The organism is Thermopetrobacter sp. TC1, assembly GCF_000746275.1.
Taxonomy (GTDB): domain Bacteria; phylum Pseudomonadota; class Alphaproteobacteria; order Rhizobiales; family Aestuariivirgaceae; genus Thermopetrobacter.
In genome coordinates this window covers 1,044,290-1,068,663 of the sequence record NZ_KN050828.1, presented here as the reverse complement: position 1 = coordinate 1,068,663, position 24,374 = coordinate 1,044,290, and the positions used below count along the sequence as shown (strand labels likewise).

Sequence of the window (24,374 nt, the reverse complement as noted above, 5' to 3'; positions counted from 1 at the left end):
AACTCCATGGCCGTTTCCGTCGTCGTCGGATCCGAATTGCGAACATGGATCTGACCGCTGAAATAGGCCGGATTTTTCGCGGTTATATAGCTGCCGCCGCTGCCGTCGTCCGTGATGTCCACGTCGTTGCGGTTGATCGGCCGGATGCTGCCGCCGTCATCGACGAACATGTCCAGCCGGATCTTGTCGGCGCTCGCATCGAGATCGGTGATCTCGTCGTTGCCGAAGTCCGGCGTGATGGGATTGCCGTTCTGATCAAGCTGCCCGTCATAGGCGAATGTGTCGGCCCCCGCGCCACCGGTGAGCCGATCATCGCCGGCACCGCCGATCAGCCGGTCATTGTCGTCTCCGCCCGCGATAACATCGCTTCCACTTCCCCCACGCAGAATATCTGCACCGCCCCCACCATTGATCGTGTCATCTCCATAATAGCCGGAAAGAATATTATCGCCACCGTCGCCTGTGAGTGTATCGTCATATGGAGAGCCGATGACAGCTTCAATATTCTGCAGGGTATCGGTTCCACCAAGGCCATCCGAGGCCGTGTGATTTGCTAGATCGACATTCACGGCCTGGTTGGAGATTTCGTAATCGACAGTATCAAGTGTACCTGAACCACCATCAAACGTGTCATTGCCAAAACTCGTCAGAAAGATGTCATTTCCACCACCGCCGTTGATGGTGTCATCTCCTCTATTTCCATTGAAAATGTTGTCATTGGCATCGCCCGTGATCGTATCGTCGAAATCGCTGCCAATGACGTTCTCAATGTTTATGAGTGTATCGGTACCTCCCTGGCCATCACTGGCCGTACCGGCGGACAGATCGACATTCACCGCCGTGTCCGCATCAGAATAATCAACGGTGTCCCACCCACCGGCACCATCGATCAGGTCATCCCCGGCGCCACCAGACAAATTGTTGGAGTTGTCATCACCAGTAAGCGCATCGTCGTAATTCGATCCGGTGATATCGCGAATGCCCGTAATGGTGTTGTTCTGTGCCGCCGCCGTCAGATCAACGGACACACCCTGCCCACCTGAATAATAAGCGCTGAAATCCAGCTCGCTGTTGGACGCTGAACCAGTATGAATGACGTCTTGGTTGTCTTCTGCCATGATTGAAACAAAGGCATCCGGCGTGTTGGTCGCCGTATCGACAGTATCGGTTCCGGCGCCTGTATGAATGTAGATGCCATCACCGAATGCAAGATTGAACGTGGTGATCGTGTTATCACCGGACAGAAAATCATCCGTGACGATCATCGTCGGCTCAAAGACAGCCTTCACGAAAAAGCGCGCATTTTCGGGAGAGGCAGAATAATCCTTGCTGGCCACGACACTGTTGGTATTCGGATCGATCTTTTCGACCTTGGTAAACGTGGCAGAGGCATCGATTTCATTGGGATGATGGATATCACTGGTTGGGAGATTTGTGCCCGTGAAACGGATGAGATAGCCGTCACCATTATCAAGAACGATTTCCGTCCCGCCCTGAGCAGAGGCAAACGATGCATTATCCGTATCAAGCCCCACAGCCTTCATGTCGTTGTGAAGCTGCACGGCATGATCAAAATCATTCTGGAAGGTGGAAAAGTCGGGCTCCTGCCCCTGTGGCATGTCCACTTCCAGAAGAGTTTTCGGATTGCCACCGTTGTAGTCGATGTGCAGGATTTTGCTAACCGGACCGGAATACTTCCCGGAATTCTCCGTAAACGTTCCTTGAAAGACTGTCAGCGTCCCGTCCCAGACTGAGTTCCCCTGATAATCCTCGACATAGTTTTTCACGACAATACGAGTATTTGTGCTGGAATTTGCATCAATATCCAGCCCTCCCGTAATGAGGCCCTCCACCCAGCTTTGATAATATCTGCCCATGATATCCCCCGATAGGTTGTAAGAAGTTGTTTAAACAACTTCTGTATTCTGCCATTTCTCCGACGGAACTTCTTAACGAACGTTAACCATTCCCGTCAAGTTTGCAGAGTGAAATTCACACGATTCTGAATCGCAATTCACCACTCACAAATTGACATCTGCAATTCCCTTTTCTACTTAAGATTCGCTTTCATCAGCCCATGCAAGAATGCTGAACCGCCTTCACTTGAAACTTTCCCGCCCCACAGCCGTTTCTTCTCCCGCAAGTCACCACCCCGCTTTTGACAGGCCTGCCCATTAGCCTTCATATACATGCCACTTCAGCACGCGCGCACGAAAACCATTGCACGGCACGGAGGGCCATGAACGCCAGAATTTCCGGATATGCAGTCCTCCTTGTCCCCGCCCTGCCTCTCGTCCTTGCTGCAGCCGCTTTGGGGCAGGAGGCGGCGGAGAAGGGGCTTCACATTCCGCCCATGCGCCATGTCGATGCCACGCTCGAGGATCAGGCCCCGCGCACGATCAGGAGCATTGCTTTCATCGTCAGCGACGATTATCCGCCCTTCAGTTTCCGCGACCGTCATGGTGCCCTGCGCGGACATGCCATCGCGGTGGCCCGTGCCATCTGTGGCGAGGCACGCATCGAATGCCGTTTCGTTGTGCGGCCCTTTGATCAGCTCGCCAGTGCGCTGGAAAAGGGCGAGGGGGATGCCGTGCTCGCCGGTTTGCGCCCTGCGCCGCGCTGGTTCGCCCGCTTCGATTTCACCCGTCCCTATCTCAAGGCACTGGGCCGCTTCGCCGTGCGCCGCGATGCCGCCATAGCGCGCATCGATGGTGCAACGCTCACATCCCGCCGCATCGCCGTTGTGAAGGGCACGGTCCATGACGCCTGGCTGAGCCGCGCCCTGCCCCAGGCCCGAATCCATCGCGTCGCCAGCTTTTCGGCGGCCGCTGCCCTGCTCAAGTCAGGCAAGGTGGACCTGCTGTTCGGCGACTGGCTGCCGCTGTCCTACTGGGTGGCGGGCAGCGCCTCACAAGGCTGCTGCCGCCTTCTGCCAGGCTGGGTGCCGGCCCGTGTCTTTGCCTACAATCATCAGGCCATCGCCATAAAACGCGGCAATGACGAGCTGCGCACCTTTCTGGACAAGACCCTGGACGACATGCAGAAAGACGGCCGCCTGCGCCGGGTGATCGCGCGCACGCTGCCCGTTCTCGCTCCTGTTATTCCGCCGCAGGAACGCAAGACCATGAAAAAGGAAAAAGGCGACAAACGCCCGTAAGCGCCGTGATGGCTTGACGGTTCACACTGAAACCAGATCAATCCCAGACGATAAGATACAGGGCCTGCCATTCATCAAATCCGGGGCGTGCCAATGCTGGAAGAAAGTGACTGGATCATCGACGGCGATGAAAGAAACCGGCCGCTGCTTGTGCTTGCGCATGGCGCCGGCGCCGGGCCGGACAGCCCCTTTCTTGCCCGCATAAGCGCCCTGATCGCCGAAAACGGCATTGCAGTGGCCCGCTTTCCCTTCGCCTACATGAAACGGGCCCGCGCTGAAGGGCGCCGTCTGCCGCCGCCCCGCACCGAAAGGCTCATGAAGGAATTCCGCGAGGCCTTGAGCTTCTGGCAAGGCAGGACCCCGCTTTTCATCGGCGGCAAGTCCATGGGCGGGCGCATCGCCTCCATGCTGGCCGATGAACTCCATGCCGAGGGAAGCATCACAGGGCTTGTCTGCCTCGGCTATCCCTTTCACCCGCCCGGCCGGCCGCAGCAATTGCGCATCGATCACCTGCAGCGCCTGCAAACGCCAGCGCTCATCTGCCAGGGAGACCGTGATCCCTTCGGAACCCGCAAGGAAGTGGAAGCCTATGCACTTTCTCCCGCCATCCGCATCTTCTGGGCGCCGGACGGTGATCACGACCTCAAGCCCCGCGTGAAAAGCGGCGAGACCTGGGCCAACAACATGGCCATGGCCGCCCGCGCCGTTGCCGACTTCATCCGGCACCATGCGGCCTGATGCCGTCCCTAACCGCTCCCGCAAGGCATTCCGGACGGGCTCTCAGGCCCCCCTCAATCGAAGGCGAGATCCGGGTGATCCCGGAAGTATTCCAGAGCTTCCGGATTGGCCAGGGCCTCCACATTCTTGACCGGCCGGCCGTGCACCACGTCGCGCACGGCAATCTCAACGATTTTGCCCGAACGCGTGCGCGGAATGTCTGGCACCGCCGCAATCACCGCCGGCACATGTCGCGGCGAGGCCCCGCTGCGGATGCGACGGCGGATCTCCTGCTTCAGATCCTCCGTCAGGTCAACGCCCTCCGCTAGCCGCACGAACAGCACGATGCGCTCGTCATCATCGGGCGTCTTCTGCCCGATGGCGAGAGCCTCGACAATCTCCGGCATCTCTTCCACCTGCGCGTAGATTTCCGCCGTGCCGATGCGCACGCCGCCGGGATTGAGCGTGGCATCCGAGCGGCCATGGATGATCATGCCGCCATGCTTCGTCCACTCCGCGAAATCGCCATGATGCCACACGCCGGGGAAGCGCTCGAAATAGGCAGCGCGAAACTTCTTCTCCTCCGGATCGTTCCAGAACATCAGCGGCATGGACGGAAAGGGCTTCGTGCAGACAAGCTCGCCCAGCCCTTCCCGCACAGGCTGTCCGTTCTCGTCGAAAACATCCACGGCCATGCCCGGCATCGGTCCCTGAATCTCGCCGCGCCAGACCGGCTCGGTGGGAATGCCGCCCACGAAACAGCCGCAGATGTCCGTGCCGCCGGATATGGACGCAAGATGCAAATCCGCCTTCACCGCTTCATAGACGAAATCGAAATTCTTCGGCGCCAGCGGTGAGCCCGTGGAGAACATCGTGCGCAAGCTGCCAAGGTCGAATTGCCCGTTGGGTTCAAGGCCGGATTTGCGCAAGGCATCGATGTATTTGGCCGATGTGCCGAAATGGGTCATGCCATGCGCTTCGGCAAAACGGAACAGCGCCTCCGGGCCGGGATGAAACGGCGATCCGTCATAGAGCAGCAGGGTCGCGCCGGCGCCAAGACCGGACGCCAGCCAGTTCCACATCATCCAGCCGCAGGTGGTGAAGTAGAACAGGCGATCCCCTTCGCGCACATCCCCGCTCAGCATCAGCTCGCTCATGTGCTTGAGCAGGATGCCGCCTGCCCTGTGCACGATGCACTTTGGCACCCCCGTCGTGCCCGAGGAAAAAAGAATGTAAAGCGGATGATCGAAGGGCAGCGCCGCAAATTGCGGCTCTTTCTCGCCTGCAAAAGGTGCCACGAAATCCGCCCAGGTGACGGCGTCCGGAATCTGGCACGCGGCTTTTTGAGCCCGGCCGAGATGATCAAAGACAATAACCTGCCGCACACTGGGCAGCTCCGCCTTGACCGCACGCACCTTCTCGGTGATGTCGAAGACCTTGCCGTTGTAATGATAGCCGTCGCAGGCAAGCAGCAGCACCGGCTCGATCTGGCCGAAACGGTCGAGAATGCCGCGCGGTCCGAAATCCGGCGAGCAGGAGGACCAGACCGCTCCGATGGAAGAGGCGGCAAGCATGCCGATGATGGCTTCCGGCATGTTGGGCGTGATAGCGGCGATGCGATCACCCCTCTTCACACCGGCATTGAGAAAGGCCTTCTGCAGCCCTGCCACCGCCGATTTCAGCGCCTCCCAGGAAAGCACGCGCTCAAGCCCGGCCTCGTTGCGAAAGATCAGGGCCGGCTCCTCTTCCCGCCCCGTGCCTGGCGCCAGGATATTTTCCGCATAGTTCAGACGCGCCTGAGGGAAAAAGCAGCTCTTGCGCATTTCCTCCGCCGGCTGATAGGCCACCTCGCCCTTCTCGCCCCGGATGCGCGCAAAATCCCACACCGCATCCCAGAAAGCGGCCGGATCCGCAACCGACCAGGCATGCATGGCACGATAGTCGGCCATGTCGCGCCCGGAACGTTCCCGGGCCAGGTCGAGGAAACGGGTGAGAAGCGCTTGCGCCTTGCGCGCTTCGGAAGGAATCCACAAAGGCGCCTCGGACATGGGATCGGCTCCGCTGATGGTTCGGATGATGGTCGGAAGAAACGATTGTCTGCGGCAAGGTGTCTCAGCTTTTTAATACCGCACCAAACAACGATGCCAAAGAGGCAGCGCTTCCTTCCGCCATTCGACCTTTGTCGAGCCTTGCGGTGGACAAACGCGATCTTTCCGCGTTAGACTCCCAAATGGTTGCGGGGAGATGGCCACGACTGGGGGCGAGCGAAAAGCGATGGCAAGAACGCGCAAGAAACGCCGCAAGCGGCGTGCCTCTCGGGCCTTGCGGCGGCTGACGGTTTTTCTCCTTCTTTTCATCATTCTCTTCGCCGGGCTGCTCTTTGCAGGCCGCGTGCTGCTTTCAGCGGATTTCTTCCGTCAGCAGATCATTTCCGCCGTTGCCAGCCAGACGGGCCGCACCCTCAAGATCGGCGATGCCCAGGTCGCCTTCTGGCCCACGCTGACCTTGCGCTTGCATGATGTAGCGCTGTCCGATCCGCCCTGGATGAACGGCGGGCGCGGCGTGTTTCTGCGCATGAAAACGCTGGATCTCGCCGTGGCGCTCAAGCCCCTGCTGCAAAGACGGCTGCAGGTGAAGCGCATCGATTTCAAGGGGCCGGAAGTTTTCCTGCGCGTGGATGAAAAGGGCCGCGCCAACTGGGATTTCTCCGCGCCGCAAGAGCCCGCGAAAGGCACGGCATCAGGAACGGCGGATAAGGAGAACCGCCAGAAAGAGCCCTCTGTGACGAGTAATGTCGGCGGGTTTCTCTCTGAAATCCGCCTTGCCCCTGTGCGCATCAGCAAGGGCCGCGTGCATTTCACCGATGCCCGCTCTGCAAGCCGCTTTGATGCCGATGATGTCAATCTCGTCATCTCCCTGCCCCGGCCAGATGCACCGCTGTCGCTGAAAGGCGATCTCATCTGGCGGCAGCGGCCGGTGCACATCGCCCTGTTCCTGAAGGCGCCCGACAGGCTCACTACAGCCGGCAGCGCCATTTCCGCCAGCGTTTCCGCGCCGGAGATCAAGGCCGCTTACGAAGGGCTTTTGCGCATTCAGAACGGTCTTGTCCTCGCCGGCCGCATCGAGGCCAGGGGCCCGTCCTTACGCAATCTCCTCGCCTGGGCCGGCGCGCCGCTCTCTCCCGGACGCGGTCTTGGCACCTTCGCCGTGAAAGGCGCGGTGGACAGCGCCGGCAATCGCATCACCCTAAAGAAGGCCCGCATCACACTGGATGGCATGCACGCTCAGGGCACCTTGCGGATCGATCTGTCCGGCGCCCGGCCCAGCATCGCTGCCAGCCTCGGCGTGGACCGCATCGACACCAATGTCTATCTCGCCCCTGCGGCAAAGGCAGGAAAGGCCACGGCCGGAAAGGCCGGCGGCAAGAACGATAAACGCCCCCGCGGCGCAGGGGGCGACTGGGCCGATGCGCCCATCGATTTCTCGCCTCTTAAGGCCGTGGATGCCCATCTCCTTCTCGCCACCAACGCCATTCTCTGGAAAAATGTACGCATCGGCGCCAGCACCGTTGAAGCCCGGCTTAAAGGAGGCCGTCTCGATGCGACCTTGAAGAAAATGGCCTTCTATGGCGGGCAGGCCACCGGCCGCATCATCCTGAACGGCGCCCGCCGCACGCCCGCGGTGCAGATCGCCCTGCGCGCCAACGGCATTGATGGCGAGGCCTTCTTGCGTGATTTTGCCGATATCCGCCGCATCCGCGGGCGGCTGTTCATCGACGCCTCCCTCGCGGCCGCCGGCCGTTCTCAGCGCGAGATGATCAGCACCTTGCGCGGCAGCGCCCGCATCACGTTCAGGGACGGCGCCATTCGCGGCATCAACATCGCCCGCCTGGTGCGCACCGTGAAAACGGCCATCATCAACGGCTGGCAAAAAGCGCCGAAAGAAAAGACGGATTTTGCCGAATTATCCGCCGCATTCCGCATCCAGGACGGTATTGCCGTCACCGACAGTCTCAAGCTGCTCGGCCCGCTTGTGCGCCTGAAAGGGCGCGGCGAGATCGATCTGCTGCGCCGCCGGCTGGATCTAAGGATCGAGCCGAAGATCGTGGCCAGCCTCAAGGGCCAGGGCGGCCGCGAGGAGCTTGAGGGCCTGCCGGTTCCCATCATCGTCAGGGGCCCCTGGGATGATCCCAGGATCTATCCCGATATCGAGGGCATCTTGCGCGATCCCGAAGGAGCCTACCGCCGCCTGAAATCCCTCATCGGCAAGGTCACGGGTGGTAAGGGGGTGAAGCCCATCGAGGCCATCGAAAAGAAGGCCAGAAAGACCGTAAAAAAACAGCGCGAGAAACTGAAACAGAAGGCCACCCGCGAGCTGGAAAAGGTCATCGGCGAGGACAAGGCGAAGAAGGCCGTTGACAAGGTGGAGAAAAAGGCCAGGAAGCTTCTCAAAGACCTCTTCCGCTGACCCCGCCATACCCGGGCGTGTTCCGGGGATCCAAGGGCGGTTTACGCTTGCTGTGATGGCAGTCAGGAACGGTTCTTCCGGGCTCTATCCTTTGCCCCACTGCCGGAAAGATATTTCATATCCTCCCTGAACGTTTTGGCGGGGTAATATATCCAGCCGAAACATTCCGGAACGGGATACAATCCCGTTTCAGCATTTTTTTCATACGGCTCAAACCACTGGCACACTACACGACACACTGCTGCCATCTAACTCGTCACCCCGGCGGAAGCCGGGGTCTCGTGCCGCAAACTCAGGAATTTATGACCTTAGATACCGGCTTTCGCCGGTATGACGATGTGTGTGTATCGTATAGTATGGCCTGTAAGCAGGTGCCATCGCCCACCAAAACCGCCTTGGTTCTTTGGCCCTGGATTGCCAAGATCCCGGTTCAAGCCCGGGACACGCAAGTCCGGCAATGACGTTTTCTTTTTGTTTATCAATGGGTTAAGCAACTAACTCCCAACATATGGAAAGTCTTTTTTCTCCGGTCGATTTGACGGCAATATGATGTTTCCTGAATTTTTTACAATGATGGGTTCTCGCCTGTGTAAATATGTCGAACGGTGTGGCATCTGCCGCGTGGTGTGCTCCAGCCCTTGGGATTCGCCAAAAAATCACGTCCCACGGCTTGCGGCACAATTGAAAGGCTTAGAAGCGCTCCTCGCGCGCGAGATGCGGCGGCGCATGCACCCAGCGCCCCTCACGGCCCAGCCGCCGCCCGATCTCATATAGCTTGCGCATGCGCGCCCGGTCGAAATTGAGCGCGTTGGTGTCGCCCGGCGCATCGTCGGGAATATAGAGCAGATTGAAACGCGCCCCCGTCTTGCGGCTGAGCACATAGGCCTGATAGAGGGTGCGCTTCATCTGTTCGCGCATCAGCTCGGTCACGGTTTTGGCGGCGATATGCGTGGTCTTGGGCTTCACGGCCGCACCCGCATCCAGCAGCTTCAGCTGTCCGTTGACGATGATGTAGACGGCCTTGCCCTGCGGCGCCTTGGGGCGCAGCATGAACGGCAGAAGCAGGAACGGCGCCTTCACCGACCCGTCCACGTGCATCTGCTTCGCCTTGCTGGTTTCCAGCGGCTGGATATAAACCGGCTTGAAAAATCCGGGCACCGCCGCAGAGGCCATCAGGATGTCCTGCACGATCTTGACCCGCTTCGGATGGCCAGAGACGGCAATGCGCCCCACATCCCAGACCACGAGCTTGCCGGCATCAAGATTGGTGGTGCCGATATACAGCCGCCGCCCCTTGCGGTATTCGCGTGCGATCTTGTCAAGAAAGGCCGGCGTGACCACCGCTTCCACCTTCCTGCGCAGCGGCGTGTTGTCGGTGAGACTGTCGGAGGTCACCCCTTCAAGCACCGACTTGGGTCGGAAGATATCCTTGGCGTCCACGCCGGTGTAAAGCGCATGCAGCGCCTCGTCATACTGCGGCCCGAGAAAGGCAAAGACGGAGAGCAAGGCGCCGGTGGAAATGCCGGTAACGATATCGAACTGCGGCCGCTTGCCGCTTTCCGTCCAGCCTTTCAGCACACCGGCACCAAAGACGCCTTCCGCGCCACCGCCGGACAGCGCAAGAATCTCCAGCCTCTTGCCGGGCTTGACATCCGCAATGGTGGCGGCGGGATTGTCTGCCTCGTCATAAAGCGACACCGACCCTTGCGGCGTTGTCGTGCGCAGGGCCGGATCCTCCAGCGGCCGGGTGACCTCCGCACCGCATCCCGCCAGCCAGACGGCCGCAACAATCAGCAGACACCAGGACACAAGGCGCCGGATCAGGCTCCCGGACGTTTTGAAATTCATATATGCAATGCCGGCACCCTGCATTATGGATGCGCTCCCCAACACGTCCTCGCTGGCATCTCAGGGTAGGTGAACCCGGCCCGTTCGGCAACTGCCGATTCGTTTTTTTATCCCGGGCTTTCCGAAAAAGTGCGCCCCGATGCAGCATGCCGCGCGCGCCAAACCAGAGCGATTGCGGCCTTACACATAATCCTTGAGAACCTTCGGCACAGGCACCCGCTTTTGCCGACAGGCCGCCTGCACGGTGTTGACCAGCAGCATGGCGATGGTCATCGGCCCCACACCCCCTGGCACCGGCGTGATGGCCGAGGCCACCTTGTGCGCCTCCGCAAAGGCGACATCGCCAACCAGTTTCGGCGAACCGTCCTCTCCCTTCACGCGATTGATGCCAACATCAATCACCACCGCCCCGGGCTTGATCCAGTCACCACGCACCATTTCCGGCCGCCCCACCGCCGCCACCAGAATGTCCGCCCGCCGTGTCACCTCCGGCAGATCGCGCGTGCGGGAATGCGCGATGGTCACCGTGCAGTTTTCCGCGAGCAGAAGATGCGCAAGCGGCTTGCCGACAATATTGGAGCGGCCGATGACCACGGCCTGCAGGCCCTCCAGCGTCTTGCGCACCTGCTTGATCAGCAGGATGCAGCCCTTGGGCGTGCACGGCACCAGCCCCTTGCGCCCGGTCATCAAACGCCCGGCATTGACCACATGAAAGCCGTCCACGTCCTTTTCAGGATCAATGGCGTCGATCACCGCACTTGTGCGGATCTGACGCGGCAGCGGCAGCTGCACGAGAATGCCGTGCACATCCGGATTGGCGTTGAGCTTGGCAATCCGGTCCAGCAGCTCGCGCTCGCTGGCATCGGCCGGCAGCTTGTATTCAAAGGAGCGCATGCCGGCCTCCACCGTGCGCCGTCCCTTGTTGCGCACATAAACCTGCGACGCGGGATCGTCCCCCACCAGCACAACGGCAAGCCCCGGCGTCAGGCCATGGCGCTTTTTCAGCTCGGCCACCGCCTTTGCCACCTTTTCCTGCACCCTGGCAGCCAGGGCCTTGCCATCGATGATCCGTGCCTCGCTCATCTCCGCCTCGTTGCTCCCGAAATCCCCTGCCTTGCCGGTTACATCCCAAAGGCCGCGAACATCACTGGCCTGCATATCTCTCAAGTCTCCGCGCCGCCGTCCTGCTCATGGCGGGCGATATGGGCTTTCAGGCGTTCAAGTGCCTCATCAAACGGCGGCGCGATCTTGAATACCTTGTTGCGCGACGTCTCGCCCGCCGCCAGTGACACCGCCGATTTCGGCACCTTCAGCGCCTTGGCCAGCAGCGCTATGGCGCGTTTGTTCGCCTTGCCTTTCTCCGGCGGCACAGAGACGAAAACATTCAGCCGCCTGCGGCCATCCGCGTCCTCTTTCAGGCCTCCAAGCCCGTCATGACGGGCATTGGGTGTTAGCCGCACATGAATGAGAAGATGCTCCTTGACGATCTCGTAGGGATCCTTGCTCACGAAAACCTCATCATGAATCGGAATGGCCTTCCGCCGTCGTCACCGGATTGGGTCAGGCCATTCATGCCAGCCCCAGCTTGAAGAACAGCCACACGGCCAGATACTGCAAGAAGTAGATGCCCAGCAGCAGGATCATGGGCGAAATATCGATGCCGCCCAGATCGGGCAGAAAACGCCGGATGGGGCGCAGGGCCGGCTCCACCAGCCGCGAGAGGCCATAAAGGATCTGTCGCACGACAGGATTGGACGGATTGATCACGTTGAAGGCAATGAGCCAGCTGGCAACCACCCATGCGATGACGATCCAGAAATAGATGTCCAGCACCGTAATGATCAGCCACAGGATCGGATTGTACATCATGGGCAGGCAGTCCCGTCCGCTGTTGAATACCCAATGCGCCCCCTGTGTCATTCACGGCCGGGAGCACCCTGCCGATGTAGCCCTTAAACTGCCAGGGTGCAAGGCTGCTCGGCCCCACATGGCCGCATGAGGGCGAAGAGCGATGCCTGCTTCTTGACAGCCGCCTTCAGGCGGCATAGATGATCGACACAACTTTCCCCTTCGCGGGATCGCAACACCGACATGGGGCCGTAGCTCAGTTGGGAGAGCGCAGCGTTCGCAATGCTGAGGTCAGGGGTTCGATCCCCCTCGGCTCCACCACTTTTCTCTTGAAGGTTTCCCTCCATCTATGGGCTTGCCTCCACACGCACAACAATGGCATGATTTATGCTCGCACGCATAGCGCGATCACGACTTGCAGGCCCTTTGTCCCAAAAGAATACAAACCACGAGGCAAAAGCATCACAGGCGTGCAAAATGACACATTTCATCTTGCAGGCCCGTGCGGAAGCCCTCTTAAATTTTCATTGGAGCGACGGAATTGATGATTCTCGAGCGTTAAGGGGAATGAAGCGAAAGATCACCACCCTGAATGTGAGGCAATGGTGAAAGTCGTGCTGTAAAGTTTGAAAGTTGCTGATGGGTGTCCCGTCAATCCGCCCGGATGCCGATGGATGGGGCCCCTCAGCTCGGGGCGATGTCATGACACGCGGACGGATCCGGCTCCGAAAGCCCCCGGGGAGTCGGGTCTCACCGCAGGCCGGAACGGATCCGCAGACCCGCTTCGGCTGTCATGGCATCGCCCTTTTCCTTGCTTCATTTCGCCGGTTATTTAACGTCACGCTTGTGGCCGGATTTTGACAATCATTCGTTGAAAGATTTTTTCTGCTGAACATCGTAAACGGCTTTTTCGTCTACCAACTTAAGAAAAACTATTGTCGTTTGAAAGTTAGGTTTAATCAGCCCTCCCTTTCCCTGCATGGCGCAACTTGCCCCTGCTGCGGCAACGGGTCACGCTTCTCGCTTCAACATCATCCGAAAATCTAAGTTCATCATTGCCGCAGGCCCGTGCTACTTTGCAGCGGCGGACTTTGCAGCCCTTTACACGAGAACCAACGAACGCGGCTGCTCTCCGCCAAGCGACAGTCAGAGGAGAGGGAGTTTTTCATGAGCGAGAAGAAACTGATCGTGAACCGCCGCCAGATCATTCGCGGTGCGGCTGGCGGTGCCGCGCTTGCCGTGCCCATCCTGCACTACATCAAGGACGCGCACGCCGAGGAATACTGCAACATGCCCAAGGGCAAGGAGGTCGTCCTCGGCTTCAACGTGCCCCAGACCGGCCCCTATGCTGATGAGGGTGCCGACGAGCTGCGCGCCTTCAAGCTGGCGGTGAAGCACCTCAACGGCGAGGGCGACGGCGGCATGCTCAACACCTTCAAGCCCTCCTCGCTGAAGGGCAACGGCATCCTGGGCAAGAAGGTCACCTTCGTTACCGGTGATACCCAGACCAAGTCCGACGCCGCCCGCGCGTCCGCCAAGCGCATGATCGAGAAGGACAAGGCGATCATGATCTCCGGCGGCTCGTCCTCCGGCGTGGCCATCGCCGTGCAGTCCCTGTGTCAGGATGCGGGCGTCATCTTCATGGCCGGCCTGACGCACTCCAACGACACCACCGGCAAGGACAAGCGGCGTCATGGCTTCCGCCACTTCTTCAACGCCTACATGTCCGGCGCCGCCCTCGGCCCAGTGCTGGCCAAGGCTTACGGCAAGGATCGCCGCGCCTATCACATCACCGCGGACTACACCTGGGGCTGGACCCAGGAGGAGTCCATGAAGAAATTCACCGAGAAGGAGGGCTGGCAGACGGTCAAGACCGTGCGCGTGCCGCTGGGCGCCGGTGACTATTCGCAGTACCTCACCCCGGTGCTCTCCTCCGGTGCCGATGTGCTGATCCTGAACCTGTACGGCAAGGACATGGTCAACGCCTTAACCCAGGCCGTGCAGTTCGGCATGCGCGACAAGGTGGTCAACGGCAAGAACTTCGAGATCGTCGTGCCGCTGTTCTCGCGCCTGATGGCCCAGGGTGCCGGCGAGGCCATCAAGGGCATCTACGGCTCGGTGAACTGGAACTGGCAGCTTCAGGACGAGGCCACCAAGGCCTTCGTGAAGTCCTTCGGTCAGGAATATGGCTTCCCACCCTCCATGGCGGCCCACACCTGCTATGTGCAGACCATCCTCTATGCCAACGCCTGCGAAATGGCGGGCACCTTCTCGCCGGCAGGCGTCATTCCGGCGCTGGAGGGCTTCAAGTTCGACGGTCTCGGCAACGGGCCGACCGAGTATCGCGCCGCCGACCATCAGTGCTTCAAGGACGTGCTGGTGGTGAAGGGCAACGAGAAGCCCACCTCCAAGTTCGACCTGCTCTCCGTGGTGGAGCTCACGCCGCGCTCCAAGGTCGAGTACGATCCCAAGATCTTCGGTGGCGAGCTCGGCCCGATCAACACCAAGCCTTGCTGACGCATCCGTTGGCAGGCATGCTTTCGTTCCCGGCCATGTCGATCCGGAAAGGACGGCATGGCCGGGCCCTACCCGGGACAGGTTTGACGCTTTCGCCTGAACACCGCTCGCCGCCTTGAAAGGCGCAAGGGCCGGTGAAGGCATCCTTGCGGCACTGCCTCGTTTATGATCATCGGGGCCTTGTGCATGCCGCGGGGAACGGCAGAAGACACCGCTTCAAGCCGCGTTTGGGCGCGTAAACGACCGGCACGCCGGCAGAAGTTTCAAGAGGGGCCGAATGGACGCCATACTGCTTCAGGTTCTCAACGGGCTGGACAAGGGCGGCGCCTATGCGCTCATTGCCCTCGGCCTGACGCTGGCCTTCGGCACACTGGGCATCGTCAACTTCGCACACGGCGCCCTGTTCATGCTGGGTGCGTTCTGTGCCGTGGCCCTCAACAAGCTGCTCACGTTAGAGAAGGTCACGCTCGACCCCACCCAGAAGACGCCCTGGGGCGCACCGCTGGAGATCCGCACGCCCTATGTCGAGGCCTGGCTTGGTGATTTCGGCAAGTTCCTCGTCGACTGGTCCGTGCCCATTTCCATTCTTGTCGTCGTGCCGGTCATGCTGCTCATCGGCATCGCCATGGAGCGCGGCCTGATCCGCCATTTCTACAAGCGCCCGCATGCCGATCAGATTCTGGTCACCTTCGGCCTTGCCATCGTGCTGCAGGAGATCGTCAAACACTTCTTCGGCGCCAATCCCATTCCCGTTCCCGCCCCGGCCATCTTCGCCGGTTCGGCGGATGTCGGCGCCCTCTTCGGCCTGCCGCCCAACACCATCGTCTATCCCTGGTGGCGGCTGATCTATTTCCTCTTTGCGCTTGTCGTCATCGGCATCGTCTTCGCCTTCCTGCAGCTGACCACCTTCGGCATGGTTGTGCGCGCCGGCATGCGTGACCGTGAGACCGTCGGCCTGCTTGGCATCAACATCGAGCGGCGCTTCACCATCGTTTTCGGCATCGCTGCCATTGTCGCCGGCCTTGCTGGCGCCATGTACACGCCGGTGCTGCCGCCGAACTATCACATCGGCATGGACTTTCTCGTGCTCTCCTTCGTGGTGGTCGTGGTCGGCGGCATGGGATCGCTGGGCGGTGCCGTTCTGGCCGGCTTCCTGCTCGGCATCCTGCAGTCCTTCGCCTCCATGAACGAGGTGAAGGCCATCATTCCCGGCATCGACCAGATCATCATCTATCTGGTCGCCGTCGTCATCCTGCTTACCAGGCCGCGTGGCCTCATGGGCCGCAAGGGCGTGATGGAGGACTGACCGGCCATGTTCAAACGCAACGCACGGCAGGATCTCATCTTCTTCCTGGTGTTCTCGGCCTTTGTGCTGAGCATGCCGGTGCTGCTCGCTCCCATTGGCGCGGGCTATCCCGACCTGCTGCAGAAATTCGCCATCTACGGGCTGTTCGCCATTGGCTTCAACATCCTCTTCGGGCTTACCGGCTATCTGTCGTTCGGCCACGCTGCCTTTCTCGGTGTTGGCTCCTATGCGGCGGTGTGGATGTTCAAGCTGCTGACGATGAACGTCATCCCGGCCATCGTCTTCGCCGTCATCATCTCGGGGCTGTTTGCCCTTGCCATCGGCTATGTCTCGCTCAAGCGCTCGGGCATCTATTTCTCCATCCTCACCCTCGCCTTTGCCGAGATGTCCTACAAGCTGGCCTATTCCGTGCTCACGCCGCTGACCAATGGCGAAACGGGCCTGCAGGTGAAACTGCGCGCCTCCGGGCCGGTCACCGACCTCATCAATCAGGACGTACGCGTTCTGGATGCCGCCATGGGTATTGAGGAGAACGGCATTCCTGCACCCAGCCTCTTCGGTCTGGAAATCACCGGCTGGCAGGCCTTCTATCTTTGCGCCGTCATGCTGATCGCCGGCTTTTACATCGCCATGCGCATCAACCGCTCCAGCTTCGGCATGATGCTGCGGGCGATCAAATCCAACCAGAACCGTCTCAACTACACCGGCGTCTATCCGCGCCCCTATCTTCTCGCTGCCTTCACCATTTCCGGCATGTATGCCGGCCTGGCCGGAGCCCTGCTGGCGGTCACCGACCCGCTCGCCGGTGCCGAGCGCATGCAGTGGACGGCCTCCGGCGAGGTGGTGCTCATGACCATTCTCGGCGGCGCCGGCACATTGCTCGGGCCTTTCCTCGGCGCGGCCGTCATCAAGTATTTCGAGAACATCTTCTCCGCCATCAACGAGAACAGCCTCCATGCCGTTCTCTCTTTCCTCCCCGATCCGGTGGAGAATGCCCTCGTCTCCGTCCTCTCCATGTTCGTGGGCGAGGGCTGGCATCTCACGCTGGGTCTGCTGTTCATGCTCATCGTCATCTTCCTGCCCGGCGGGCTGATTGAGGGCTTCAATCGCCTCATCGGCCTCTTTACCCGCAGCAGGAAGCAGACCACGGGCGAAAATCGCGAGGAGGCGTGATCCATGGCGGCCATTCTTCAGATCACCGACGTCAACAAGAGCTTTGGCGGCCTGCGTGCGCTGTGGGACGTCAACCTCACGGTGGAGGAAGGCACCGTTCATGCCATCATCGGCCCCAACGGCGCCGGCAAGTCCACCCTGCTCAACTGTCTCGTCGGCCGGCTGAAGCCCGATACCGGCTCCGTCACCTTCGAGGGCCGGCCCATCATCGGCCTGCCGCCGCATCGCATCAATCAGCTCGGCATCGCGCGGGTGTTTCAGACGCCGGAGATCTTCGAGGATCTCACCCTGCTTGACAACGTGCTCATCCCGGCCATGGCCAAGGAGGACGGCGCCTTTCGCCTCAATGCCTGGCAGCGGGTGACGCGCAGGCGTGCCCTGATCGAGGAAGCCGAGCACATTCTGGAGGATGTGGGTCTTGCCGATCAGCGTCACCGTATCGCCGCCGCGCTCTCCCGCGGCGACAAGCGGCGGCTGGAGCTGGCCATGTGCCTGATCCAGAAGCCCAAGCTGCTGCTGCTTGACGAGCCCACCGCCGGCATGTCCCGCGCCGATACCAACAACACCATCGAGCTGCTGAAGAAGATCGGCGAGAAGGGCATCACCAAGATCATCATCGAACACGACATGCACGTGGTCTTCTCCCTGGCGCACCGCATCTCCGTGCTCGCCCGCGGCACCTTCATCGCCGACGGCACGCCGGACGAGATCAAGGGAGACCCGAAAGTGCAGGAAGCCTATCTGGGAGGTGCGCATCTATGACTGAGACTGCTGCCGCCATGGACGCGAAGACCGAAACCCAAAAGGCCTCCCGCCCCTTTTTCGAGGCCCATGACCTGCATGCCTATTATGGCGAAAGCTACATCGTGCAGGGCGTTTCGCTGAGCATGCAGGAAGGCGAGATCCTGGCCCTTCTCGGGCGCAACGGCGCCGGCAAGACCTCCACCTTGCGCGCCATCGCCCGCCTTGCCGAGCCGGAGCTGAAATCGGGCGAGATCTGGCTCAATGGCGAGCCCTTGCATACCATGCAGGCCTGGCAGGCCGCCCGGCGCGGCATTCAGCTTGTCCCTGAGGACCGGCGCATCATTGGCGGCCTCACCGTGGAAGAAAACCTCAAGCTTGCGCAAATCGCCGAACCCAGGGGCTGGCCGCTGGAGAAGATCTACGAGCATTTCCCCCGCCTTGCCGAGCGTCGCGATCAAGAAGGCATCACCCTCTCCGGCGGCGAACAGCAGATGCTGGCCGTGGCCCGCGCGCTTGCCCGCGATGTGAAGCTGCTTCTGCTCGATGAGCCCTATGAGGGTCTCGCTCCCGTCATCGTGCAGGAGATCGAGAAGATCCTGCAGAGCATCAAGGAAATGGGCATCACCACCATCCTCGTGGAACAGAATGCCATCGCCGCCCTGCAGCTGGCCGATCGCGCCGCCATTCTCGACATGGGCCAGATCGTGTTCGACGGTTCCGCGCAGGAGGTGCTCGACGACGAGGAGCTGCGCCAGCGCTATCTCGCCATCTGATATCCGGCAGGCGCCCTTGCCACGTCAGGAGAGTTTACAAGCCGCCGCCGCCCGCGTTAAATCGGCCGGTGCGAGCCGTCGCATTCGTGTTGGGCCAGGGCTCTTCCATCACGCGATAGGAAGGGCAATGAACTGATCCCGCCTTGTAATCGGGAGTGATCGCGCCATGAGCAAGCGCAAGCCGCTGGTGATCGTGACCCGCAAGCTGCCTGACGTCGTTGAGACGCGCATGAAGGAGCTGTTCGACACGCGGCTCAATGTCACCGACACGCCCTTTACCCGCGAACAGCTCATCGAGGCCATGCGCGAGGCCGACGTGCTCGTGCCCACGGTCACCGACCAGATCGACAAGGGCGTCATCGCCCAGGCCGGCGAGCGGCTCAAGCTCATCGCCAACTATGGCACCGGCGTGGATCACATCGACGTGGAGGCGGCCACCGCCCGCGGCATCACCGTCACCAACACCCCCGGCGTGCTCACCGAGGACACCGCCGACATGACCATGGCCCTCATCCTCGCCGTCTCCCGCCGCCTCATCGAGGGCGCGGAGATCATCCGCCGCGAGGGCAACCGCTGGCCCGGCTGGTCGCCCACCTGGATGCTGGGACACCGCATCTGGGGCAAGCGCCTCGGCATCATCGGCATGGGCCGCATCGGACAGGCCGTGGCCCGCCGCGCCAGGGCCTTCGGCATGCAGGTGCATTATCACAACCGCAAGCGCGTGCATCCCGACATCGAGGAGGAACTCGAGGCCACCTACTGGGAGAGCCTCGATCAGATGCTGGCGCGCATGGATATCATCTCCATCAACTGCCCGCATACGCCCGCCACCTATCATCTGCTCTCCGCCCGCCGTTTGAAGCTGCTGCAGCCGCACGCCATTATCGTCAACACCGCCCGCGGCGAGATCATCGACGAAAACGCCCTTGTCCGCATGCTTCAGGCCGGAGAGCTGGGCGGTGTCGGCCTGGATGTCTTTGAAAACGAGCCGGCGGTGAATCCCAAGCTGCTCGAATGCCCCAACGCCGTGCTTCTGCCGCACATGGGTTCGGCCACCATCGAAGGCCGCATCGACATGGGCGAGAAGGTCATCATCAACATCAAGACCTTCGTGGACGGCCACACCCCGCCCGACCGCGTTCTGCCGTCCATGCTGTGAGAGCGCATAGTGCCTGCGCGCTTCCGAAATGGAGCGATCCAAGCTTCGCGCATGCACGGGAAAACTATCAACTGCGCCCTTTTGAACGGTGGGCCCTGATCAACCACGGCTGTCAAGAATATTAGAATATTATCATATACTTGCCGCCATGCTCCTCTGATGACGTGCCTTTACCACCCGAATCGCAAAAACGGCGCGTGCTGTCCACGGATTCCTTAAGAGTTTGACATGACGCAAGAATCTTCATGAAGTTCCTGTAATGTTCGGAGCACATTGTCGCACCATCTCCCGGCCCGCTTGCAATTTATTCAAGAGCCTGCGAAATACGGCTCCGCAAGGCCGGAACGCACTTTTCCGTCCATGCAATGCCCTTCCTGGGCGTTTCCTCCCTAGACTTGGGCCGCGCCAACCAACGCGGCCCCTTTTCTTTTCGGGCGGGAGAACAGAACTTTCCTGCAACCGCACACCAGACATGACATCTGGCACAGATCCTGCTTTTCATTCACAACCGTAAACGGTTTTCATGCCCCGTGTGCCAGATCGAAACGCCGGGCATGAAGACCGCCCGTTGAACATGCACATGGGCCAGGGAAGGCAACGTGACACGGGCGAAGAGCGAAAGGGACATGGAACAGGTGGCACGCGAGGAACTGCGCCGCGCCCGCGAGGCCGAGGCCGCCTGGCAGGATGCCAGGCTGGCGGTGCAGGATGCCGCCACCTTGCGCCTGTTCTCTCTGGAGCAGGAGCTGCGCCCTTATGTCTCCGCCATGCCGGAAGCCAAAGGCTTTATCGACCTCTCCCTGGTGCCGTCTCATCCGCCTCGCCTGTGGATCGACCTGTCCTCTTACGTTCAGATGGACGAATCGGGACGGCAATACGAGCTGGTGCAAGAGACAATGGACAGCCGCAAGGTGCTGTTTTCCTCTCCGCGACTGGAGGACATGACCGCCTTCGTGCGCCGCTTCATCGCCCATCGCGTCGCCCGTCGTCACCGCTATATCGCCGAGGATGCGCCTCTCGTCGTCGAGTTCGCCTCGGCAGCACCAGAAAAACCTTCCCCGTCTTCTCCGGCGCCCGTGTGGCTTGCCTGGCTTGCCGGCCTGATCAGCGGCATTCTCCTGCTCGCTGCCTGGATTGCGGTCTTCGGCCTGCCCTCCTGGCTGCGTTGAAACCGCCTTTCATGTTCAAAACGGCTCTTGCGGCCTGATGTTTACAAAATGAAACACGGTTTGATTTGAGCCCTTTTTCCCTTGCTGATACAAATCCTCCCGCGGGATGAGGGGCGTAATGTCGCAACGCATGGGCGTTTTCGTTAACCCTTTGCTTACCTTCTCGCTGTTAGCGCCATGCAGGTGATTATCGGTCGGAGAATGACTAAATCCATGAACAGCCGGAGTGAGGAGACGGCGGAGGCGTCCTTGCCGGAAAAGGCGGCGCCGCAGGCGGTGGAAGGCCCGCGGCGCAATGGCGGTTTTTCCACCCTGATCGAGGGCCTGGAATTTGCCGCCCGCACTAATTCCGGCTATGTCTTTCACGCGCCGCGCGGCAAGGTGGAGCGCGTGCTGTCCTATGCCGAGCTCGCCGATGAAGCGCGCGCCATGGCCGGGCGCCTGAAGGCCGCCGGCCTTAAGCGGGGTGATCGCATCGCCGTTGTCGCCGAGACCACGCCGGCGTTCATGATCCTCTTCTTCGGCTGCCAGTATGCCGGCATGTTGCCCTGCTCCATGCCTTATCCCATGCACATCGGCGGCAAGGACGCCTATATCGAGCGCATCGCCGCCATGATGCGCGCCGCTGATGCCGCTGCCGCTGTCGGCCCTGCGGAATTGAAGGATCATCTGCAAAAGGCAGCCGAGCGCGCCGGGGTTTCCCGTGTCATCACCCATGAAGAGCTGGCCGCGCTCTCTCCGGCCGCCGATGCCCTGGCCCCCTTCTCCGCGGATGAAGCCGCCTACATCCAGTATTCTTCCGGCTCCACTTCCGCGCCCAAGGGGGTGCTCATCTCCCAGCGGGCCATCTGCGCCAACACCACCGGCATTCTCCGCCACGGGCTGAAGATCCGCAATGAGGATCGCGCCTTTTCCTGGCTGCCGCTCTATCATGACATGGGCCTCGTCGGTTTTTGCCTGGCGCCGATGATGGGACAGGTGCCCGTGCACTATCTGCCCACGCCCGCCTTTGCTCGGCGCCCTGCCCTGTGGCTGAAGCTCATGTCACAGTGGCGCTGCACCATCGCCTATGCGCCCTCCTTCGGCTACGATCTTGCCGCCCGCCGCATCAATGGCGAGGCAAAAACGCTGGACCTTTCCGCATGGCGCATCGCCGGCATCGGCGGCGACATGGTCCGCGCCGACGTGCTTGAATTCTTTGCCGAAAAGCTGGCTGTTGCCGGGTTCCGCCCCGAGGCCTTCCTGCCCAGCTACGGCATGGCGGAAATGTCTCTGGCCATCACCTTTTCCGATCTCGACAGCCGCTTTAGCACCGACACCGTGGATCGCGCGATGATGAAGCTGTGCCATCGCGCCGTGCCCGCCCGGAGCACCGATCCGCATCGCGCCCGCACCTTCGTCGTCTGCGGCCGCCCGCTGCCTGATCATGAGGTGCGCATCGTCGATGCCGAGGGCCGTCCGCTGCCGGAGCGTCACATCGGTCACATCTGGGTAAAGGGCCCCTCCATGATGGACGGCTACTATCGCAATCCCGAAGCCACGGCGGCGGTGATGCGCCCCGACGGGTTCATGGACACCGGCGACATGGGCTATCTCCTGAACGGCGAGCTTGTCATCACCGGCCGCGCCAAGGACCTCATCCTCTATCACGGCCGCAACATCTGGCCGCAGGACATCGAATGGGCGGCGGAAAAGGTTGCTCCTCTGCGCTCCGGTGATGTCTGTGCCTTTTCCGTGGAGAACGAGGACGGCAGTGAACGGATCGTCGTGCTCGCCGAATGCCGCCTCAACGATCCTGCAGACCGTGCCGATCTGAAAAAGCGCATTTCCGCCGCCGTGCATCAGGCCGCCGGCGTGGAATGCGACGTGGTGCTGGTGCCGCCGCATTCCCTGGCCTTCACCTCCTCCGGCAAGCTGGCCCGCGCCCGCACCCGCGCGCTCTATCTCGCCGGCGACATTGAGCCCCTGCCCGTGCCCACTGGAACGGAAACCATGGCCAGCGCCGCCGGGGCGTAAGCCTGGCAATGCCTGTGAGCGGTTGACAGGCCGGGGAAAACGAGGGCTTCCGCCATGCTGCCAAGATCTTCATGGGCATAACCAGCCTCGGCAGAACCAGGTCAGGCGCAAAAAAGTGTCTGGCTGCCAAAGCAGAAAAGACGACGAAAAACCGTGTCCCGCAAAACCTGCATCGCTCTCACCGGCGCCACGGGCTTCGTCGGCTCTCATGTTCTCGCCGCTCTCTTGAAACAGCATCACCCCTTGCGCCTCCTGGTGCGCAATCCGCAGAAACTGCGCCTGCCACAGGAGGCGAAAGGGCGGCTTGAGATCATAACCGGCGATCTCACTGACAAGGACGCCCTGCGCCGGCTCGTTGACGGCGCTGATGCCGTCATTCACATCGCCGGCGCCGTGGCCGCCGCCCGCCCCGCGGACTTCTTTCGCATCAATACCGAAGCGGCGGTCAGTCTGGCCGAATGCGCCGAAAGTTCGGGCGTGCGCCGTTTCGTGCACGTCTCCTCCCTGGCCGCGCGCGAGCCACACCTTTCCGCCTATGCCGCCTCCAAGGCCGAAAGCGAGCGCGCTCTTATCGCCCTGGCCCGGAGGGATGATGATGCCATGCGCATCGCCATCGTCCGCCCCCCCGCCGTTTATGGCCCGGGCGATCCCGCAACCCTTGGCCTCATAGATCAGCTCTCGCGCAAACGCGCCCTTTTGCCCGGACACGAAAACATGCGCTTCTCGCTCATTCATGCCGCCGATCTCGCCGAGGCGCTTGTGCGCATCGCCACGGATGAAGCAGAGCGCATTGTCCAGGGAGAAATCCTGGAAGTGGACGACGGCCGCCCCGGTGGCTATACGTGGCCGGACATCGCCGCCATCGTTTCAGATGTGATGCGGCGCCCGGTGCGGGTCATCCACCTGCCGAAAGGGCTCGTTGCCCTTGCCGGACAGGCCGCGAGCCTCTATGCACGTCTCACTGGCCGGGCCGTCATCCTCTCGCCCGGCAAGGTGCGCGAGCTTTATCATCACGACTGGCTGGCCCGTTCGCCCAAGGTTCAGGACCGGCTGGACTGGACAGCCCGCCGCCAATTTGCTGAAGGTTTTGCCGAAACCCTTTCCTGGTATTGCGCCGAGGGCTGGCTGCCGGCCAATCGCCTGCCCGCGCATCTGCGCAAGACCAGCGCTGCGGACCATCACTGAGGACGGGATGCGTCATGACCACGCGTGACGAAATCATCGCCAGGCTTACCGAGCTTCTCGCTCCCTTCAACAAGGAAGGCGTGCCCTTGACCCCGCAGACGGACATCGCCGCGGAGCTCAACATCGATTCCGCCGGCGTGATGGATTTCATCATGGAAGTGGAAGACACCTTCGATATCGACATTCCCTTGAATGTCCTTTCCGAGACACGCACCATCGAGGATCTCGCCCGCGTGGTCGAGGAACGCCTCGCCTGACATGCCAAGGAAAACGAACTTACGGACAAGACAGGACG

The 24,374-nt window shown here is 61.1% G+C and carries 19 protein-coding genes and 1 tRNA gene; 14 read left to right on the top strand and 6 right to left on the bottom strand.

The features are described from left to right. Positions 1 to 1,877, bottom strand: a 1,877-nt coding sequence (locus tag EK16_RS08380) for a calcium-binding protein (protein ID WP_038035821.1), incomplete at its 3' end; no start/stop codon positions are given. A gap of 362 nt (positions 1,878 to 2,239) precedes the next feature. Here EK16_RS08380 and EK16_RS11555 point away from each other — a divergent pair. Beyond that, positions 2,240 to 3,157 carry a transporter substrate-binding domain-containing protein gene (locus EK16_RS11555; RefSeq protein WP_081910387.1) on the top strand — a complete coding sequence of 306 codons (918 nt, stop codon included), beginning with the start codon at positions 2,240 to 2,242 and terminating at the stop codon, positions 3,155 to 3,157. 93 nt (positions 3,158 to 3,250) lie between these two features. Then, positions 3,251 to 3,895 carry an alpha/beta family hydrolase gene (locus EK16_RS08370; RefSeq protein ID WP_038035820.1) on the top strand — a complete coding sequence of 215 codons (645 nt, stop codon included), beginning with the start codon at positions 3,251 to 3,253 and terminating at the stop codon, positions 3,893 to 3,895. Positions 3,896 to 3,948: 53 nt separating this feature from the next. Here EK16_RS08370 and EK16_RS08365 read toward each other — a convergent pair whose 3' ends face one another. Then, complete coding sequence (locus EK16_RS08365) at positions 3,949 to 5,922, bottom strand: acetoacetate--CoA ligase (RefSeq protein ID WP_038035819.1); 1,974 nt, start codon at positions 5,920 to 5,922, stop codon at positions 3,949 to 3,951. A gap of 226 nt (positions 5,923 to 6,148) precedes the next feature. Between EK16_RS08365 and EK16_RS08360 the strand changes: the two genes are divergently transcribed. Further along, positions 6,149 to 8,341, top strand: a complete 2,193-nt coding sequence (locus EK16_RS08360; protein WP_038035817.1) for an AsmA family protein — start codon at positions 6,149 to 6,151, stop codon at positions 8,339 to 8,341. Positions 8,342 to 9,031: 690 nt separating this feature from the next. Here the strand turns inward: EK16_RS08360 and EK16_RS08355 are convergent. From EK16_RS08355 to EK16_RS08340, 4 genes are all read right to left on the bottom strand, one after another. Beyond that, positions 9,032 to 10,189 (bottom strand): patatin-like phospholipase family protein, encoded by a 1,158-nt coding sequence (locus EK16_RS08355; protein WP_197059656.1) that lies wholly within the window; start codon positions 10,187 to 10,189, stop codon positions 9,032 to 9,034. 180 nt (positions 10,190 to 10,369) lie between these two features. Continuing rightward, positions 10,370 to 11,272: a bifunctional methylenetetrahydrofolate dehydrogenase/methenyltetrahydrofolate cyclohydrolase FolD gene (gene folD, locus EK16_RS08350; protein ID WP_038036357.1), complete on the bottom strand. Its 903-nt coding sequence runs from the start codon at positions 11,270 to 11,272 to the stop codon at positions 10,370 to 10,372. An 80-nt stretch (positions 11,273 to 11,352) separates the two neighbouring features. Further along, positions 11,353 to 11,697 (bottom strand): DUF167 domain-containing protein, encoded by a 345-nt coding sequence (locus EK16_RS08345; protein WP_231573640.1) that lies wholly within the window; start codon positions 11,695 to 11,697, stop codon positions 11,353 to 11,355. A gap of 61 nt (positions 11,698 to 11,758) precedes the next feature. Next, entirely contained in the window at positions 11,759 to 12,055 is a 297-nt protein-coding gene (locus tag EK16_RS08340; protein WP_038036354.1) for a YggT family protein, read from the bottom strand. Between the two features lie 227 nt (positions 12,056 to 12,282). Between EK16_RS08340 and EK16_RS08335 the strand changes: the two genes are divergently transcribed. The 11 genes from EK16_RS08335 to EK16_RS08285 all read left to right on the top strand — a co-directional run bounded on the left by EK16_RS08335 (position 12,283) and on the right by EK16_RS08285 (position 24,336). After that, positions 12,283 to 12,358: transfer RNA gene (locus EK16_RS08335), tRNA-Ala, on the top strand. 846 nt (positions 12,359 to 13,204) lie between these two features. Continuing rightward, entirely contained in the window at positions 13,205 to 14,554 is a 1,350-nt protein-coding gene (locus EK16_RS08330; protein WP_038035816.1) for a substrate-binding protein, read from the top strand. A gap of 277 nt (positions 14,555 to 14,831) precedes the next feature. Then, positions 14,832 to 15,860: a branched-chain amino acid ABC transporter permease gene (locus tag EK16_RS08325; RefSeq protein ID WP_038035815.1), complete on the top strand. Its 1,029-nt coding sequence runs from the start codon at positions 14,832 to 14,834 to the stop codon at positions 15,858 to 15,860. 6 nt (positions 15,861 to 15,866) lie between these two features. Further along, positions 15,867 to 17,033, top strand: a complete 1,167-nt coding sequence (locus tag EK16_RS08320) for a branched-chain amino acid ABC transporter permease (RefSeq protein WP_038035814.1) — start codon at positions 15,867 to 15,869, stop codon at positions 17,031 to 17,033. A gap of 3 nt (positions 17,034 to 17,036) precedes the next feature. Next, positions 17,037 to 17,795, top strand: coding sequence for an ABC transporter ATP-binding protein (locus tag EK16_RS08315; RefSeq protein ID WP_038035813.1), 759 nt, complete (start codon positions 17,037 to 17,039; stop codon positions 17,793 to 17,795). Next, entirely contained in the window at positions 17,792 to 18,550 is a 759-nt protein-coding gene (locus EK16_RS08310) for an ABC transporter ATP-binding protein (protein ID WP_038035812.1), read from the top strand. Before EK16_RS08315 ends, EK16_RS08310 begins: the two co-directional genes overlap by 4 nt. 166 nt (positions 18,551 to 18,716) lie before the next feature. Further along, the gene (locus tag EK16_RS08305; protein WP_038035811.1) at positions 18,717 to 19,709 is read left to right on the top strand and encodes a 2-hydroxyacid dehydrogenase; all 993 of its coding nucleotides are present in this window, start codon (positions 18,717 to 18,719) and stop codon (positions 19,707 to 19,709) included. Between the two features lie 599 nt (positions 19,710 to 20,308). After that, positions 20,309 to 20,878: a hypothetical protein gene (locus EK16_RS08300; protein ID WP_038035810.1), complete on the top strand. Its 570-nt coding sequence runs from the start codon at positions 20,309 to 20,311 to the stop codon at positions 20,876 to 20,878. Between the two features lie 213 nt (positions 20,879 to 21,091). Then, complete coding sequence (locus EK16_RS08295; protein ID WP_081910385.1) at positions 21,092 to 22,894, top strand: fatty acyl-AMP ligase; 1,803 nt, start codon at positions 21,092 to 21,094, stop codon at positions 22,892 to 22,894. Positions 22,895 to 23,047: 153 nt separating this feature from the next. Further along, positions 23,048 to 24,079 carry an NAD-dependent epimerase/dehydratase family protein gene (locus EK16_RS08290; RefSeq protein WP_051929098.1) on the top strand — a complete coding sequence of 344 codons (1,032 nt, stop codon included), beginning with the start codon at positions 23,048 to 23,050 and terminating at the stop codon, positions 24,077 to 24,079. Positions 24,080 to 24,093: 14 nt separating this feature from the next. Further along, positions 24,094 to 24,336: an acyl carrier protein gene (locus tag EK16_RS08285; RefSeq protein ID WP_038035808.1), complete on the top strand. Its 243-nt coding sequence runs from the start codon at positions 24,094 to 24,096 to the stop codon at positions 24,334 to 24,336. Positions 24,337 to 24,374 lie beyond the last annotated feature (38 nt).

What these genes read in the sequence shown, in the direction of transcription:
- EK16_RS08295 (WP_081910385.1), top strand. Translation starts at nt 21,092, where the DNA reads ATGAACAGCCGGAGTGAGGAGACGGCGGAGGCGTCCTTGCCGGAAAAG.
- EK16_RS08320 (WP_038035814.1), top strand. Translation starts at nt 15,867, where the DNA reads ATGTTCAAACGCAACGCACGGCAGGATCTCATCTTCTTCCTGGTGTTC.
- EK16_RS08355 (WP_197059656.1), bottom strand. Translation starts at nt 10,189, where the DNA reads ATGAATTTCAAAACGTCCGGGAGCCTGATCCGGCGCCTTGTGTCCTGG.
- EK16_RS08305 (WP_038035811.1), top strand. Translation starts at nt 18,717, where the DNA reads ATGAGCAAGCGCAAGCCGCTGGTGATCGTGACCCGCAAGCTGCCTGAC.
- EK16_RS08360 (WP_038035817.1), top strand. Translation starts at nt 6,149, where the DNA reads ATGGCAAGAACGCGCAAGAAACGCCGCAAGCGGCGTGCCTCTCGGGCC.
- EK16_RS08310 (WP_038035812.1), top strand. Translation starts at nt 17,792, where the DNA reads ATGACTGAGACTGCTGCCGCCATGGACGCGAAGACCGAAACCCAAAAG.
- EK16_RS11555 (WP_081910387.1), top strand. Translation starts at nt 2,240, where the DNA reads ATGAACGCCAGAATTTCCGGATATGCAGTCCTCCTTGTCCCCGCCCTG.
- EK16_RS08325 (WP_038035815.1), top strand. Translation starts at nt 14,832, where the DNA reads ATGGACGCCATACTGCTTCAGGTTCTCAACGGGCTGGACAAGGGCGGC.
- EK16_RS08330 (WP_038035816.1), top strand. Translation starts at nt 13,205, where the DNA reads ATGAGCGAGAAGAAACTGATCGTGAACCGCCGCCAGATCATTCGCGGT.
- EK16_RS08365 (WP_038035819.1), bottom strand. Translation starts at nt 5,922, where the DNA reads ATGTCCGAGGCGCCTTTGTGGATTCCTTCCGAAGCGCGCAAGGCGCAA.
- EK16_RS08315 (WP_038035813.1), top strand. Translation starts at nt 17,037, where the DNA reads ATGGCGGCCATTCTTCAGATCACCGACGTCAACAAGAGCTTTGGCGGC.
- folD (WP_038036357.1), bottom strand. Translation starts at nt 11,272, where the DNA reads ATGAGCGAGGCACGGATCATCGATGGCAAGGCCCTGGCTGCCAGGGTG.
- EK16_RS08285 (WP_038035808.1), top strand. Translation starts at nt 24,094, where the DNA reads ATGACCACGCGTGACGAAATCATCGCCAGGCTTACCGAGCTTCTCGCT.
- EK16_RS08370 (WP_038035820.1), top strand. Translation starts at nt 3,251, where the DNA reads ATGCTGGAAGAAAGTGACTGGATCATCGACGGCGATGAAAGAAACCGG.
- EK16_RS08340 (WP_038036354.1), bottom strand. Translation starts at nt 12,055, where the DNA reads ATGTACAATCCGATCCTGTGGCTGATCATTACGGTGCTGGACATCTAT.